Origin of the sequence: Arthrobacter sp. Edens01, from assembly GCF_001307035.1 — a bacterium.
GTDB lineage: Bacteria > Actinomycetota > Actinomycetes > Actinomycetales > Micrococcaceae > Arthrobacter_B.
In genome coordinates this window covers 1-15,877 of sequence record NZ_LKIU01000008.1, presented here as the reverse complement: position 1 = coordinate 15,877, position 15,877 = coordinate 1, and the positions used below count along the sequence as shown (strand labels likewise).

The following is a 15,877-nucleotide window of genomic DNA, read 5'->3' as shown; positions in this document are numbered from 1 at the left end:
GCCGACGTTGGGCCTGGCGACACCAGCCCAAAGACTTGCGGAGCTGCTGCAACCCGCAGCAGCCTGAAACCCGCGTTGCACTAATCGGTTGACTCCGCCTGCACTGGAAGACCGGCAGCTCCCCGAAGGTTGGGCGGAAGCGGCGCTAAGGGACGGCAACTCCCCGAAGGATGGCCCGGGAGAACCGGGGACGGGCAGGAGCGCCCCAAACCGCCTTTATTACGCCACGCACCATGCGCACCACGCCAAAGCCGCAGGTCAGGACCGAATGACGCCATGTTGCGTAACATTTGGTTCCCAGTTGACAGGCCCCGGTGCTACGTTTCCCGAATGAGCGATAACCCCACATCGATTCCTGTCCTGGACCTCAGCACGGCCCGCAACGCGGACGGCACCTTCAACACCGAATTCATCGACAAGCTCCGCGAAGCGACCCATAAGATCGGGTTCTTCCAGCTGGTCGGCTACGGTGCAGGCGAGGAACGCGTCAAGGACCTTTTCGATGTCACCAAGCGCTTCTTCGATCTGCCGCTCGAAGACCGCCTGGAGCTGGATAACCGCAAATCCCCGCATTTCCGCGGCTACACCCGGCTTGGCACAGAGCTGACCCAGGGCCGTCCGGATGCCCGCGAGCAGGTCGACTTCGGTCCGGAGCGCGAACCCGTGGCGGACTACCCCGCAGACCAGCCGTACTGGCTGGTGCAGGGACCCAACCTCTTCCCGGACACGGTGCTGCCGGAACTGCGCGAGACCTCCATGGAGTGGGCCGAGCTGATGAGCGAGGTCGGCGCCGAACTGCTCGCCGCCATCTCCGTTTCGCTGGAGCTGCCGGAGGACCACTTCACCGAACCGTTCGAGGGCACCCCTGCCTGGATGGCCAAGCTCATCCACTACGTGGGCGGCGTCGTGAAGGAAGCCGGCACCCAGGGTGTTGGTGCCCACGCTGACTACGGTTTTGTGACCCTGCTGCTGCAGGACGAGGTGGGCGGCCTGGAGGTCAAGCCGCACGAATCCGACGAGTTTATTCCGGTTGAGCCGATCCCCGGTGCGCTGGTCGTGAACCTGGGCGAGATGCTGGAAGTCGCCACCCAGGGCTACCTCTCCGCGACCATTCACCGTGTGCAGGCCCCGCCGCCCGGCGTCGACCGCTATGCCATTCCGTTCTTCTGGTCCCCGCGCCTGGATTCAGTCATTGATCCGGTGCAGCTGCCCCCGGCCCTGGCTGCCCAGTCCCGCGGCATCTCTGATGACCCGCAGAACCCGATGCTGGCTTCCTACGGCGCCAATGTCCTGAAGGGCTGGCTCCGCGCCCACCCGCAGGTGGCTGCCATCCACCACCCGGAACTGGTTCCGGCCAAGAAGTAGCAAAACGTACGACGGCGGCCCGGCGGCAGGTGCTTCAGGCACCTGGCCGCCGGGCCGCTGTCATGCCCGTGTTGCGCTCACCCAACGGCGATGAAGGAGCGCAGGACGTCCGCCCACCGGTGAAACGCATCGAGGTGCGCATCGTGTGAGCCCCCGGTCAGATCCGCGCGGGAAACATCGTTTCCGGAGGCGACAAAGAGACGTTTCTCTTCCTCACTGAACATTCCGTGTTCGGCGAACACCGCCAGCACCGGAACGGTGATGCTCTGCCATTCCTCCCACCGCGGCGCCATGAGGCCGGCGAGAGTTCGTGCCATCACCTCCGCCTGGAAGCGCGGGTAGAGTCCATCTCCGCGATCCTCAAGGTCTGCTATCCACGCATCCGGCAGCGGACCCTCTCCGAGGACGGAGCGGGCGGAGTCCTTAGAAGCAAACGGGACGTTCCAGGACCGGAAGAATTTGGCCACCGATTCCGCCTCGCCGGCAGGCATACCCCCGGCACCGCACTCCAGCAACACCAGACGGCGCACCAGTTCCGGCCGGGCCGCAGCCACGAGCATCGCGGTGTGCGCTCCCATGGAATGGCCCACCAGATCGACCTCGCGGTGCCCCTCAGCCGCGACCACCCGCAGAACATCGTCCATGAACGCCTCACGCGAGGTATCAGCTGGAGTGCGGGTGCTCATCCCATGTCCGCGCTGGTCAATCAGGATGACTTCACGGCCGGACAGGGCCTGGGCGGTATCCAGCAATTCACGGCTGCTCCCCGCCAGCCCATGGAGAAGAACCACGGCAGGAGCCTCTCCGGTGAACACCATGTAGGAGATTGTGGTGCCGTCACTGCTGGCAATGTGGCGGGAACTCGTTGGCATCTGACCATCCTAGGAGCACGACCGATAGAGTTCCGGCATGCTCCGGTTGATCACGCCCACCGCAGACCTGCACGGTTCTTGGCTGGAAGCACATGGGGAGTGGGGACCAGGCCTGCACGAGGATGGCTTCGGCATCGCCCCCGGTGATGAGGTGATCTCCCCTTCGGGATTTACGGCATGGCTGGCACGTCTCACTGCGGATAGTCAGTGCAGCTACCGGTGGATCATCGATGGCCCGCAGGTACTCGGAGGCATCGCACTGCGGCACTCAGGACACCCGTTGATCTCAAGGGCGGGGCACATCGGATACGGAATCAGACCATCTGCCCGCGGACGGGGTGTGGCCACCTGGGCGGTTGGCCGGATACTCAGGGAAGCTCAAGGGCTGGGACTGGATCATGTCCTGGCCACCTGCTTGTCCGGCAACACGGCATCACAGCGGACCCTAGAAGCGAACGGGGCAGTCCTGGACGGGTTGTCAGGAGACGGAGCTGTCCTGCTCTACCGGATCGATGCCTCGGGCAAATAACCGCGCGGCCCAGACAGCCATCGGCAAACCTCCTCCCGTTCCTCTACCCACCCGAACCCGATAGGGTGAACGGACCGGCAGCGACGCCGGACCTCAAGAGGAGAACACGCATGGCGACAGTCCCGGGCCCGCTAGACCACACCTTCACCGCCCCGATCGGAGTGAAGGTCAAAGGAGATGTCTGGTCCTGTGTGGAAATGCCGGGATCGGCCGAGTTCTTCGGGACCGGAAAGACCGTGAAGGTCGCAGCCACCGTAGACAACGAACCTGTGCGCGGCGGCCTTATGCCCACCGGACAGGGCGGTCACATGCTTTCGATCAGCGCCAAGCTGCGCAAAAAGCTGGGCAAGGACATCGGAGACACGGTCACCGTCCGCCTCACCGAGCGGCTCAGCTAACCGCCGGGATGTCCGCCGGGGCTAGGAAAGCCAGCGGCGGCTAGGAAAGCCAGCTGCCCCGGCGCATCACCCGAACAGGTACCAGCGCCTGATCCAGCACGATCAGATCAGCGGAAGCTCCGGGAACCAGCGACCCCAGCTCCTGCCCGCGGCCCAGCACTCCGGCCGGCACGGGAGCGGCAGAGATGACGGCGTCCGCCAGGGGAACCCCGGCGCCCACGGAGTTCCGGACCAGGTCCACCATCGCCGCAGTTCCGCCGGCAATCGAGCCCGTGGATACCAGCCGGGCTACGCCGTCCTGGACCAGGACTTCGGCCGGACCCAGCCGGTACTGTCCGTCAGCCAGGCCGGCTGCTGCCATCGAATCGGTAACCAGGGCGATGTTTCCGGCCCCGAGGAGATCGAACATGGTCGCCACCAGGTAGGGGTCCAGGTGCGTGTTGTCCGCGATGAGCTCGACGGCGGCGTTGCCCGCCTTGGCAGCGCGCAGGCAGGCCGAAACGGCCCCGGGTGCCCGGTGGTGCATCGGATCCATTCCATTGAACAGGTGCGTGACCGTGGGCCGGGCACCGGACTGCCCGGATGCGGCAAGCAGCTGCCGCGCCCTGACCAGGGATTCGTGCGCCTGTTCGGCCGTGCAGGCGGTATGCCCCAGGGAAGGGGTCACGCCGTGCCCGGCAAGCAGTTCCACCAGGGCGTCCGCGCCGGGAAGCTCCGGCGCATAGGTCATGGTGCGCAGCCAGCCACGCCCGGCCCGAATCAATGCCTCCGCAAGCTCAAGGTCCGGCGCAAGCAGCCAGCGCGGATCCTGGGCCCCGCAGCGGACTTCAGACAGGAACGGACCTTCCAAATGGATGCCCGCTATCAGGCCCTCCTCGGCCAGCCCGGCGAGCAGCGCCACCTGCCGCAGCAGGACTTCAGGTTCATCGGTGACCAGGCTCGCCATCAGAGTGGTGCTTCCGGCAGCGTGCAGCCTGGCAACTGCACCGCGGATCGCTGCGGCGTCCGCGCGGGAAAAGTCGACGCCGAAGGCTCCGTGGCAGTGCAGGTCCACCAGCCCCGGAACCATGACCTGCCCCGGAGCGAGATCCACGACGTCGTCTGCCGGAGCAGGTGCCAGACCGCCGGAGGGACCTGCATAGGTGACCACGCCGCCGTCGAGCACCACTGCGGCATCCGGAAGCAGCGTCTCGAGAACTGCGGCACCCCGGAGCACCAGGCGTGGGTGGTCGGCGGAGGACGGGACAGGATTCGTGACCGTCATATGGATGGCCCTTCGGCTAGAGGAGGGATGCGGCTGCTGCGTCGGCCAGGACCGTGACCCGGCCGTGCAGCTGCAGGACGGACGCGGGACACTCCGGGCTCACGGGCCCGTGCAGTGCTGCGCGCAGCGCAGGGGCTTTGTCTTCCCCCTGGGCGATGAGCAGCAGCTGCCCGGCTTCGAGAATGGTGCCCAGGCCCTGGGTCAGGCAGCGGGTCGGCACACTGTCGAGGGAGTCGAAGAACCGCTGGTTGGCACGTCGGGTGTCCTCGGTCAGTACTTCTACCCTGGTGCGGGAGTCCAGTGCCCCGCCCGGTTCATTGAACGCCAGGTGGCCGTTGCGTCCGATGCCCAGGATCTGCAGGTCGATCCCCCCGGCTGCCGCGATCCTGCGCTCGTAATCGTCACAGGCGGCCTGGAGGTCCTCCCGATGGGGGTCCGGAAGGTGCACGGTCTTCGGGTCCAGCCCCAGGGGCCCGATAATCTCCCGCCGCAGCACCTCGGCGTAACTTTCCGGGTGCCCCGGGGGCAGCCCCACATACTCATCCAGCGCAAACCAGGCGGCACGGGTAAAGTCCGCGCCGCTGGCCGACAGCGCATCGTAGAGCGGAGAAGGCGATGATCCGGTGGCAACGCCTATGACCGGATCCCGGCGCGCGTTCAGCGCAGCCAGCACCAGCACTGCGGCGGCCGGGCCTATGTCCTGGGGTTCCAGGTTCCGCACCAGTGGAGCGGCGGGACGGTTCACGGTGCCGGCCCTCACGCGTCACGCAGTTTCGCCAGCTGGGCACGGATACCGTCAAAGTGCCGGCGGAGCCGCTCAGAGGCCAGTTCCTTGTCCCCCGCCTTGACCGCTTCCAGGATTCCCCGGTGCACGGCGGCGTTCTCCTGCAGGTTGACCAGCGGATCTCCGCCGAGCTCCAGATGGATCTTGCGGTAGACCTGCCAGAAGACAGACATCAGGTTTGAGAGCAGTTCGTTGCCCAGGGGCTCGAAAAGTTGGTAGTGGAAGCGCTCATCCACCTCGGTGAAGGTCTTTCCATCGGCGGCCGCGGCTTCCATTTCCTGGACCGTAGCTTCAATCTCCTCCAGGTGCTCAGGAGTCCAGAGGTCCATGGCTTCGCCGATGAGGCCTGCCTCCAGCGCCTGCCGCACGTCCACCAGCTGGAGTGCTTCCTTGCCCTCGTGCCGAAGCGAGAGCCGCCCCCGGAACGTCAGGCCGTCTGCCAGCGCATCGAAGTTGGCCGGGGCAACGAACATCCCGAAACCGTGCCGGATCTCCACCACTCCCAGGGCCTGCAGGACCTTGAGCGCTTCACGCAGCGTATTCCTGCCGATTCCCAGTGCCGCGGCCAGCTCCGCCTCGGTGGGAAGGGCATCTCCCGCCTTGAGGTCGCGCTCCAGGATGAGTTCCATGATTTCAGCCTGCAGGGCCCTCGAGCGGTTCTGGGCACTGAACCGCGCCGGCGGCAGTGAAGCATGAGGCAGGCTCATAAGTCCTCCTGGGAAGGCGAATAGACGGGCTATGGAATAAAACTTAGCCGATAGCACCACAGGTTATAGGATGTCCTATCTTTAGGACAGAGTTGCAAAAGAGAGTCTTGAGATCGCTTGACGTTCTTATGTGAGGAACCTTACAGTTCTCGGAACAAGCATCGGACATCCTACGTCCGATAAGTGACATGGATGGCGAGGCAACAGATGAACAATTCTCTTGAAACCAGCGGCCTGCTGAACGATTCAAGCCGCCGCAATTTCCTCAAGCTGGCTGGCGTCATGGGTGCCGCCGCCGCTTTCGCAGGCACGATTTCTGCCTGCAGCCCCGGCGGAAGCCCCGCTCCGGCCGGCACCGCTGCCGCAGCCGAGGGCACCGGTTCCATCGAAGCCGGTATCTCCTACCAGCTCTCCACCGGCTTCGACCCGATGATTTCCACGGGTGCAACACCGCAGGCGGCGAACCTGCACATCTTCGAGGGCCTGACCGAACTGCACCCTGCCACCCGCGAACCGTACCTCGCCCTGGCGGCAGCAGAGCCGGCGAAGATCGATGACACCACCTGGGAAGTGAAGCTCCGCGACGGCGCGAAGTTCCACAACGGGGATCCGGTAACCACCGAGGACGTTGTCTTCTCCTTCGAGCGCGTGCTGGATCCGGCGAACAAGTCACTCTTCGCAGGATTCATCCCCTTCATTGACACGGTGAGCGCCAAGGATGACACCACCGTCGAGTTCAAGCTGAAGTACCCGTTCCCCGGATTCAGCCCGCGCATCTCGGTCATCAAGATCGTCCCGAAGTCAGTGGTCACCGCCGACCCCGCCGGCTTCGACCTGAAGCCGGTCGGTTCCGGCCCGTACAGCCTGGTTTCCGCCGTCAAGGAAGACCGGATCGTCTTCAAGAAGTTCGACGACTACAACGGCAAGTACCCGGCCCGGGTTGCTGACATGACGTGGCTGCTCCTGGCCGACCCGGCCGCCCGCGTGGCCTCCGTTCCTTCCCGCACCCAGGTGATCGAGGATGTTCCCTACCTGGACGTGGACCAGCTGGCGACCAAGGTTGAGGTTGAATCCGTCCAGTCCTTCGGCCTGCTGTTCCTGATGTTCAACTGCGCCAAGTTCACCGACAAGCGCGTCCGGCAGGCCCTGCACTACGCAATCGACACCGAAGCCGTCATCACCAAGGCCCTGCTGGGCAATGCTTCCGCAGCCACCTCCTACTTCCAGAAGGGCCACCCCTCCTACAGCGAAGCCGCGGCCGTCTACGGCTACGACGCCGAGAAGGCCAAGTCGCTGCTCAAGGAAGCCGGGATGGAGAACATCACTATCACCCTGACCTCCACCGACACCGGCTGGGTGACCCGCGTGGTGCCGCTGATCAAGGAATACTGGGACGCCATCGGCGTCAGCACCACCCTGGAAATCCTCCAGTCCGCTGCCGTCTACGCACCCGAAAAGGTGGGCGGAAAGAACTTCGACGTGCTCTGCGCCCCGGGCGACCCCTCGGTCTTCGGCAACGACGGCGACATCCTGCTCAGCTGGTTCTACCGCGGGGCCACCTGGATGGAGAACCGCGCGGGCTGGAACACCACGCCTGAGTACGCCGATGTCCAGGCGAAGCTGGACGAGGCCGTGAAGCTGGACCCGGAGAAAGCCAAGGCCATCCACGCCGACGTAGTGGACGTTGTTTCGGAAGAGGTTCCGCTCTACCCGCTGTTCCACCGCAAGCTGCCCACCGCGTGGGACGCCAATGCCCTGGACGGGTTCGCGCCGCTGCCCACTACCGGCGTCTCCTTCGTCGGCGTCGGCCGCAAGTAAACCTCCGGCACTAAGCACCACCCGCGGCGGGGTGCCTCCCCCAGGCACCCCGCCGGCTCTTTCCCGCACATTGGAGTTCCTGAGTGACAATGTTTATCCGCCTCCTGGGGCGCCGGCTCGCAGTCCTGCCGATTATGCTCTTGGGCGTTACGGTCATGGTCTTCGTAGTGCTGTCCGTGATCCCCGCTGACCGCGCCACCGCTGTCCTCGGGGAGAATGCCAGCGAAGAGGCCAAGGATGCCTGGCGTGAGGAACGCGGGCTCAACGAATCCCTGGTGGTCCAGTTCTTCCGCTACCTGGGCGGCGTGATCCGCCTAGACTTCGGCGTCACCAACCCACCGGAAGAATCCGTGGCCACCAAGATCGCCTCGGCCTTCCCCGTCACCCTGCAGCTGACCTTCCTGGGCATCCTGCTGGCCGTCGTCCTGGCACTCAGCCTCGGCATCACCGCCGCCCTGTACCGCGACCGCTGGCCGGACCAGGCCATCCGCATCTTCTCCATCGCAGCAATCGCCACCCCCTCCTTCTGGCTGGCCATCCTGCTGATCCAGTGGTTTGCCCTTCCCGAAGGCTCGATCTTCCCCACCGGCGGCCTCGCCTGGGCAGACCAGTACGGCTTTGTCGGCTGGCTCTACTCCATGGCCCTGCCCGCCCTGGCACTGGGCATTCCGGTTTCCGCATCGCTGATCCGGGTGGTCCGCACCTCCATGGTGGAGGAACTGGACCGTGACTACGTCCGCACCGCCATTGGCAACGGCGTGCCCTACCGCACCGTGGTTGCCCGCAACGTGCTGCGCAACGCCCTCGTCACTCCCGTCACCGTGCTGGGCCTCCGTGTGGGCTATCTGCTGGGCGGCGCCGTCGTCATTGAAAAGATCTTCAGCCTCAACGGCATGGGCGACCTGATCGTGGTGGGCCTGACGACGTCGGACACCAACCTGGTACAGGGCGCGGTCCTGACCATCGCGGTCGCCTTTGTCCTGGTCAACATCGTGGTTGACCTGCTCTACCTGGCCATCAACCCCCGAATCCGGACGGTGTAACCATGCGCAACTCACTGGCCGAGCGGCTCAGCAGCACCGGTGCCCGCTTCACCGCATTGAACCTCAGCTCCAAACTCGCCCTGGGTTTCCTGGGCTTCATAGTCCTGGTGGCCATCGTCGGGCCGTTCTTCGCGCCCTTCGGGGAGAACGAATCGAGCGCACCCGTACTCGCTCCCGGCGGCGAACACCTCTTCGGCACCGACGGGTCCAGCTATGACGTGTTCTCCCGCCTGCTTTACGGCGCCCGCGTTTCAATCGCGATCGGCCTTGGCGCCGTTGCCCTGGCCCTGGTCCTCGGCTCGATCCTGGGTGCCATCGCCGCGACCTCCCGCAAAGCCGTCAGCGAGACGGTGATGCGCATCCTGGACATTCTGATGGCCTTCCCCGGCATCGCACTGGCAGCTGCCCTGCTGTTCGCGCTGCGGGACCACTCGCTGAACCTGTTCGGCTCCACCGTTCCGGTGCTGATCCTGGCGATCGCCATTGTCTACACGCCGCAGCTGGCCCGCGTGGTCCGCGCCAACGTGCTCGCCCAGTACGGCGAGGACTACGTCCGTGCCGAACGCGTGATCGGCGCCGGCCGCACCTACATCCTGCTCAAGCACATTGCCCGCAACTGCGCCGCCCCGGTGCTGGTCTTCGCCACCGTGATGGTCGCCGACGCGATCATCCTGGAAGCGTCGCTCTCGTTCCTGGGTGCAGGCGTGCAGCAGCCCGCAGCCTCCTGGGGCAACGTCATGGCCGACGGCCGCAACGTGGTCTTCAGCGGCGCCTGGTGGCCCACCACTTTCGGCGGCATCACCATCCTGCTGACCGTCCTGGCGCTGAATATCCTGGCCGAAGGCCTGACCGACGCCATGGTGAACCCGCGGAGCCGCAAGCCGCGCACGCAGGCTCCGGCCGCCGTCGGCGCCGTCGCCACCGCTGCCCAGCCTTCCGCACTGGATGCTGCCGGCACCTCGCTGACGGAGCACGACGGCGCCACTCCGGATGCCGGCGCCGGCGCACCTTCCGTGGGCGCGAACGTCCACAAACCCGGCTCGCTCGAAGCCCTCGCCGTGGAGCTGGACCGGCTTGCCGCCGTCGAGGCTTCCCGCACGGACCGCCTGCCCGCCGTGGCAGCGGATGCGCCGGTAATCCTGGAAGTGAAGGACCTCTCCATCCGTTTCCCGGAACGCTACGGCGACACCGCCATTGTGGACCGGGTCAGCTTCACCGTCCGCGAAGGCGAGACCATGGGCCTGGTCGGCGAATCCGGCTGCGGCAAGTCCATCACGTCGCTTGCCATCATGGGCCTGCTCCCCCGCACCGCGCAGCTCAGCGGTTCCATCCGGTTCAACGGCAAGGAGCTGCTTACCAACGTTCCGAAGGAACGCGACCGGCTCTACAAGGGCCTGCGCGGCGAGCAGATCGCCATGGTCTACCAGGACGCCCTCAGCTCCCTGAACCCGTCCATGCTCATCAAGGACCAGATGGCCCAGCTCACCCGCCGCGGCGGCCGCAAGAGCCCCCGCGAACTGCTGGAACTGGTGAAGCTGGACCCGGACCGCACGCTCAAGAGCTACCCGCATGAGCTCTCCGGCGGCCAGCGCCAGCGCGTGCTCATTGCCATGGCGCTCTCCCGTTCGCCGAAGATCGTGGTGGCGGATGAACCGACGACGGCGCTGGACGTCACCGTGCAAAAACAGGTGGTGGACCTGCTGAACGAGCTGCGTGAGCAGCTTGGCTTCGCCATGGTGTTCGTCAGCCACGACCTGGCGCTGGTGGCGTCCCTGGCGCACCGCGTCACGGTGATGTACGCCGGGCAGGTGGTTGAATCCGGCGACGTCTCGGACCTGCTGCAGGACCCCCGGCACGAATACACCCGCGGCCTGCTCGGTGCGGTGCTCTCCATCGAGGCCGGCGCCGAACGCCTGCACCAGATCCAGGGCACTGTTCCCTCGCCCCGGGAGTTCGCGGCGGGCGACCGGTTCGCTGAACGTTCCCTACGGCCCGACGCCGATCCGAACCAGGTCCTTGAATTCGTCCAGGTTGAGGACAGCACGCATTACTGGGCCAGCCACGAAACCGCCGGTTCACAGGACTTGGTTGAATCCGGCACAAGCACAAGGCAGGAAGCATGAGCACGGAAAACAGCACCGCCCCCGTCCTGGAGCTGATGGGCATCAAGGTCCATCACCGGGCCCGCACCGGCTCGCTGTTCCGCCCGAACATCGTCAAGGCCGTGGACGGCGTGGACTTCACCGTGCGCCGCGGGGAAACCGTGGGCATCGTGGGCGAATCCGGCTGCGGAAAGTCCACCCTGGCTTCGGTGCTGGTGGGCCTGCAGGAGCCCACGGCCGGTGAAGTGCTGTTCAACGGCCAGAAAGTCAGCACGCGGGCCTCCTCCTCGAAGAAGACCTTCGGCCGGGCCGTAGGGGTGGTCTTCCAGGACCCGGCCACCGCGCTGAACCCGCGCATGACCATCCAGGACATCCTCACCGACCCGCTGCAGGTCCACGGCATCGGCACCCAGGCGTCCCGCACGGCCCGGGTCAAGGAGCTGCTGAGCTTGGTCGGGCTGCCGCAGTCCGCCGCCGAAGTTACCCCGCACCAGGTTTCCGGCGGCCAGCGCCAGCGTGTGGCCATCGCCCGGGCCCTGGCGTTGGGCCCCTCGGTGATCGTCGCTGATGAACCGACGTCCGCCCTGGACGTTTCCGTCCGCGCACAGGTCCTGAACCTGCTTTCGGACCTGAAACGGGAACTGAACCTGGGGATGGTCTTCATCTCGCATGACATCCAGACCGTCCGCTATGTCTCCGACCGGATCTGCGTCATGTACTACGGGCGCATCGTCGAGGAGGGACCGGCAGCAGAAGTCTTTGACCGGCCCGCCGATGACTACACCAAGAGCCTGCTCGGAGCAGCGCCCAGCCTTTTGCACGTCTAGAACAAGAAACAAGCACTGGAGAACTACTTGTCACACGCACCCAAGTCCCGCTTCCACGGCGTCATCCCGCCGGTCGTCACGCCCCGCACGGCGGACGGCGCCATTGATACGGCCTCGCTGGAGAAGCTGACCAAATACCTGCTGGACGGGGGCGTCTCGGGCCTGTTCATCCTCGGTTCCTCCGGTGAGGTCCCCTACCTCACCAACGAGGAACGCGACACGGTCATCCGCACAGTAGCCGGAGTCAACGCGGGCGAAGTCCCCGTGATCGCCGGTTCCTGCGAACAGACCACGGCCCGCACCATCGAGGAAGGCCGCCGCCTGATTGGCCTGGGAGCGGACGCCATCGTGGCGACGTCGCAGTTCTACGCCATCTCCGATGCCGCCGAGACCGAGACCCATTTCCGTTCCCTGCACGCCGCCTTCGACGTGCCACTGTTCGCCTACGATGTTCCCGTCCGCACCCACTACAAGCTGCCGCTGCCGCTGCTGGTGCAGCTGGCCCACGACGGTGTGCTGGCCGGCGTCAAGGACTCCTCCGGCGATGACGTGTCCTTCCGCCAGCTGCTGCTGGCAACCCGCGGCCTGCCGGACTTCGCCGTCTTCACCGGCCACGAAGTAGTAGTGGACGGCGCGCTGCTTGGCGGCGCAGCCGGTGTGGTTCCTGGTCTGGGCAACGTGGACCCGGCCGGTTACGCAGCGCTCTACTCTGCCGCGCAGGCTGGAAACTATGCCGAAGCGGCACGCGTGCAGGACCGGTTGGCAGGGCTCTTCGACATTGTCTACACCCCCACTCCGGGACGGGTCTCCCCCGGCGCGGCCGGCCTGGGTGCTTTCAAGACCGCCCTGATGCTGCTGGGCGTCATCGAAACGAACGTTATGTCCGCTCCGATGGCGGCCCTGAACGAGGCCGAGACCGCAGCGATCCGCACCATCCTCGAACGCAGCGGACTGCTCTGAGTCCCATGCGCCACGTCATCGGGATCGATCTGGGCGGCACCAAGACTGCGGGCGGAATTGTCGACGGCGCCGGGAACGTGCTGTTCTCCTCCGCGGTACCGACGCCGTCGCAGGCCGGTGCGGGCAAGGTCCTGCAGGCTGCCGCCGGGCTGGTGGCTTCGCTGCAGGCCGAGGCGGAGAGCCGCGGCCTGCACGTGGATGCCCTGGGCGTCGGCTCCGCCGGCGTGATCGACTCAGCCCGCGGCGTCGTGCTCTCCGCCACGGATTCAATCCGGGGCTGGGCCGGGACAGCCCTGGCTGCCGAGCTCACCGTACGCACCGGCCTGCCCGCCACGGTTCTGAATGACGTCCACGCCCACGCCCTGGGCGAGAGTTGGCTCGGCGCCGGTGCCGGTGTTCCGAGTGTCCTGTTTATGGGCATGGGCACCGGCGTTGGCGGCAGTTACGTGCTGGACGGCCAGCCGCTGGAAGGCGCGTCCTTCGCGGCCGGGCACACGGGGCACCTCGCCTCGCCGTTCGCCGTCGAGTCTGGGCAGCCGCTGCCCTGCCGCTGCGGCGGCGCCGGGCACGTGGAGGCTGTCGCGTCCGGCCCGGGCATCTTCGCGCTGTACACCCGCCTCGGCGGCAGCACCGCCGTGGACACCCGCGGCGTCTATGCCCTGGCGGCCGACGGCGACCCTGTCGCCGCAGAGGCACTGCGCCGCGGTGCAGCGGCGGCCGGTTCTGCGATCGGCGGGCTGGCCAACGTCCTGGATCCGCACATCGTGGTGGTGGGCGGCGGCTTGGCCTTTGCCGGTCCGCTCTGGTGGGACGCCATGGAAAACCAGGCCCGCGCGGAGCTGCTGCCTCCACTGTCCGGCCTAAAGATCGTTCCCGCGCAGCTTGGCGAGACCGCAGCCATCCGCGGCGCCGCCCGCCGTGCCCTGACGCTGATCCCCGCTACCGAAGGCTCCCATGCTTAATCTCGAAACCCTCCGCAGCTCCCTGATCGTCTCCTGCCAGGCCTACCCCGGCGAACCGATGCGGGATCCGCGCACTACTGCGCAGGTGGCCCAGTCCGCGGTCATCGGCGGCGCCGCAGCTGTGCGGGTGCAGGGCCTCAGCGATATCGCCCGGGTGCGTTCCGCCGTCGAAGTTCCGGTGATCGGGCTGTGGAAGGACGGGCACGACGGCGTCTTCATCACTCCCACCCTGCACCACGCCCTGGCCTGCGCGGGAGCGGGCGCACACATCGTGGCGCTGGACGGCACCCGGCGGGAACGTCCGGACGGACTGTCCCTGGCGGAAACCATCACCGGGGTGCACGAGGGCTCCCCCGCACTGGTCATGGCCGACTGCGGATCAGCAGCCGACGCCGTCGCTGCCGCAGAAGCGGGTGCGGACATTCTCGGCACCACGCTCGCCGGATACACCGGGGAACGGCCAAAAACGGACGGGCCGGATCTGGAGCTGCTCGCCGAAATCGCGTCCTTGGACCTCGGACTGCCGCTGATCGCCGAAGGCCGCATCCATACCCCTGCACAGGGGCGGGCTGCGCTGGACGCGGGAGCGTTCGCCGTCGTTGTGGGTACTGCCATTACCCATCCGGCAACGATCACCGGTTGGTTCGCGGACGCACTCGCGCCGTGAAGACTTCCGTGAAACCGTTTCGGGACCGCGTGGACCCCGAGCTGCTGCCCGGGCTGGCTTATTCGGAGACCTATCCTCCACCGGTATCGCGGGCGGAACTGGCGGATTTCCGGAACCAGGCACCTCCTCCTGTCGCCGTGGATCCTGCGGACGTGCAGATCCGGGACACAGTCCACGGCGGGCTGGCCCTTCGGGTCTTCACACCCGCCGGTCCGGGTCCGCATCCGGCGGTGTACTGGCTGCATGGCGGCGGAATGATTGCCGGCAGCGTTGAGCTGGATACGGCGTACTGCGCTTTCCTGTGTTCCAGCATCGATGCCGTAGTGGTGGCGGTGGACTACCGGCTGGCTCCCGAGCACCCGTTTCCCGTGCCCTTGGAAGATGCCCTCGCCGGCCTGGAATGGCTGTTTGCTTCCGCAGCCGAACTCGGCGTGGACCCGCAGCGAGTGGCGGTTGCCGGTTCAAGCGCCGGCGGTGGACTGGCTGCCGGGCTGGCGCTGCTGAACCGTGACCGGTCCGGACCTCCGCTGGCTTTCCTGTACCTGATGTACCCGATGCTGGATCCGAACCATACCTCGGGGTCAGCCCGGGAGTTCGCGGGGATTCCCACCTGGAACCGGACGCACAGCGAGTTCGCCTGGGACTGCTATCTGGCAGGATCCCCTGCGGCCCACGCGTCCCCGTACGCAGTGCCCATGTTGGCAGCGGATCTTTCCGGCCTGCCGCCAGTCCTCATTCAGACCGGTGAACTGGACCTGTTCCGGGATGAGGACATTTCCTTCGCCATGCGGCTGCTGCAGGATGGCGTGTCCACTGAGCTGCTGGTCTATCCCGGCGCCTACCACGGCTTCGAGCTGAGCTGCCCGGACTCAGCGGCCAGCCGGCGCACCCTGCGGGACCGGAACCAGGCCCTGTTCCGGGCACTGCACGGCCCGTCGGCAGTTTTTTCCCTGACCAACGCTATGAAAGGCACCTGCTCATGAGGCTTGAAGGCTGGCACATCGTCATCATCGTCGTTCTGGCGATTCTTCTCTTCGGCGCCCCCAAGCTTCCCGGCCTGGCGCGCAGCGTCGGCCAGTCGCTGCGGATTTTCAAGTCCGAGGTGCGCCAGCTCAAGGACGAGGATGCGCCGGCCAAGCCGGCAACGGATCCGGTGACCGGTGCGGTTATTCCTCCGGTTCCGCCGGCTCCCGCTGCTGCGGCCACAACTCATCGAGAGGGCACTTACGGCTCTAATGAGGCCGCAAAAGAGCCGTAACTGCCCTCTCGACGGGAAGGAGCCCAAAAGGCAGTCGCTGCGGGGACTCGGGTGGCAGGGCACCTCGGAATTAGCTGCCGGCCTTCGCTGGACGGAGGCTTCGGGGATTCTCCCGCTGCAACCGTCCGGCTTCAGAGGGGTCTCGCGCCATCCTTCGGGGAGTTGGCGTCGTTTAGAGAGGTCTCGCGCCATCCTTCGGGGAGATACCGTCCCTTGACCGAAGGCGGAGTCAACCGATTAGTGCAACGCGGGTTTCAGGCTGCTGCGGGTTGCAGCAGCTCCGCAAGTCTTTGGGCTGGTGTCGCCAGGCCCAACGTCGGC

The 15,877-nt window shown here is 66.3% G+C and carries 16 protein-coding genes; 12 read left to right on the top strand and 4 right to left on the bottom strand.

What is annotated here, in order from left to right; translation table 11 throughout:
- Positions 1–330: 330 nt before the first annotated feature.
- A complete protein-coding gene (locus tag AO716_RS16795; RefSeq protein WP_055243152.1) occupies positions 331–1,365 on the top strand; it encodes an isopenicillin N synthase family dioxygenase in 1,035 nt (344 codons plus the stop codon).
- Between the two features lie 77 nt (positions 1,366–1,442).
- Here the strand turns inward: AO716_RS16795 and AO716_RS16790 are convergent, their stop codons facing one another.
- A complete protein-coding gene (locus AO716_RS16790; protein ID WP_055243150.1) occupies positions 1,443–2,237 on the bottom strand; it encodes an alpha/beta fold hydrolase in 795 nt (264 codons plus the stop codon).
- Between the two features lie 37 nt (positions 2,238–2,274).
- On the opposite strand from AO716_RS16790, the gene AO716_RS16785 reads away from it, so the two are divergent.
- Together AO716_RS16785 and AO716_RS16780 are read left to right on the top strand one after the other, a co-directional pair.
- The gene (locus AO716_RS16785) at positions 2,275–2,766 is read left to right on the top strand and encodes a GNAT family N-acetyltransferase (protein WP_055243148.1); all 492 of its coding nucleotides are present in this window, start codon (positions 2,275–2,277) and stop codon (positions 2,764–2,766) included.
- 110 nt (positions 2,767–2,876) lie between these two features.
- A complete protein-coding gene (locus tag AO716_RS16780; protein ID WP_055243146.1) occupies positions 2,877–3,164 on the top strand; it encodes a DUF1905 domain-containing protein in 288 nt (95 codons plus the stop codon).
- Between the two features lie 40 nt (positions 3,165–3,204).
- On the opposite strand, the gene AO716_RS16775 is transcribed toward AO716_RS16780, so the two are convergent.
- From AO716_RS16775 to AO716_RS16765, 3 genes are read right to left on the bottom strand one after another with little or no spacing between them, the layout of a single operon-like run.
- A complete protein-coding gene (locus AO716_RS16775; RefSeq protein WP_055243144.1) occupies positions 3,205–4,428 on the bottom strand; it encodes an N-acetylglucosamine-6-phosphate deacetylase in 1,224 nt (407 codons plus the stop codon).
- 16 nt (positions 4,429–4,444) lie between these two features.
- On the bottom strand, positions 4,445–5,188 hold the full coding sequence (locus AO716_RS16770; protein ID WP_235472151.1) for a glucosamine-6-phosphate deaminase: 744 nt from the start codon (positions 5,186–5,188) through the stop codon (positions 4,445–4,447).
- Positions 5,185–5,919, bottom strand: coding sequence for a FadR/GntR family transcriptional regulator (locus AO716_RS16765; protein ID WP_055243142.1), 735 nt, complete (start codon positions 5,917–5,919; stop codon positions 5,185–5,187). The genes AO716_RS16770 and AO716_RS16765 overlap by 4 nt, the downstream gene beginning before the upstream one ends.
- Before the next feature lie 207 nt (positions 5,920–6,126).
- On the opposite strand from AO716_RS16765, the gene AO716_RS16760 reads away from it, so the two are divergent.
- From AO716_RS16760 to tatA, 9 genes are all read left to right on the top strand, one after another.
- A complete protein-coding gene (locus AO716_RS16760) occupies positions 6,127–7,737 on the top strand; it encodes an ABC transporter substrate-binding protein (RefSeq protein WP_200907666.1) in 1,611 nt (536 codons plus the stop codon).
- 83 nt (positions 7,738–7,820) lie between these two features.
- Complete coding sequence (locus tag AO716_RS16755) at positions 7,821–8,780, top strand: ABC transporter permease (protein ID WP_055243138.1); 960 nt, start codon at positions 7,821–7,823, stop codon at positions 8,778–8,780.
- 2 nt (positions 8,781–8,782) lie between these two features.
- The gene (locus AO716_RS16750) at positions 8,783–10,903 is read left to right on the top strand and encodes a dipeptide/oligopeptide/nickel ABC transporter permease/ATP-binding protein (RefSeq protein ID WP_055243137.1); all 2,121 of its coding nucleotides are present in this window, start codon (positions 8,783–8,785) and stop codon (positions 10,901–10,903) included.
- Positions 10,900–11,709, top strand: coding sequence for an ATP-binding cassette domain-containing protein (locus AO716_RS16745; protein WP_055243135.1), 810 nt, complete (start codon positions 10,900–10,902; stop codon positions 11,707–11,709). Before AO716_RS16750 ends, AO716_RS16745 begins: the two co-directional genes overlap by 4 nt.
- Before the next feature lie 27 nt (positions 11,710–11,736).
- Positions 11,737–12,669, top strand: a complete 933-nt coding sequence (locus AO716_RS16740; protein ID WP_055243132.1) for a dihydrodipicolinate synthase family protein — start codon at positions 11,737–11,739, stop codon at positions 12,667–12,669.
- Between the two features lie 5 nt (positions 12,670–12,674).
- Positions 12,675–13,631, top strand: coding sequence for an ROK family protein (locus AO716_RS16735; protein WP_055243130.1), 957 nt, complete (start codon positions 12,675–12,677; stop codon positions 13,629–13,631).
- Positions 13,624–14,298, top strand: coding sequence for an N-acetylmannosamine-6-phosphate 2-epimerase (locus AO716_RS16730; protein WP_055243128.1), 675 nt, complete (start codon positions 13,624–13,626; stop codon positions 14,296–14,298). Before AO716_RS16735 ends, AO716_RS16730 begins: the two co-directional genes overlap by 8 nt.
- A complete protein-coding gene (locus AO716_RS16725; RefSeq protein ID WP_055243125.1) occupies positions 14,295–15,281 on the top strand; it encodes an alpha/beta hydrolase in 987 nt (328 codons plus the stop codon). Before AO716_RS16730 ends, AO716_RS16725 begins: the two co-directional genes overlap by 4 nt.
- The gene (gene tatA, locus AO716_RS16720) at positions 15,278–15,556 is read left to right on the top strand and encodes a Sec-independent protein translocase subunit TatA (protein ID WP_055243124.1); all 279 of its coding nucleotides are present in this window, start codon (positions 15,278–15,280) and stop codon (positions 15,554–15,556) included. The genes AO716_RS16725 and tatA overlap by 4 nt, the downstream gene beginning before the upstream one ends.
- Positions 15,557–15,877 lie beyond the last annotated feature (321 nt).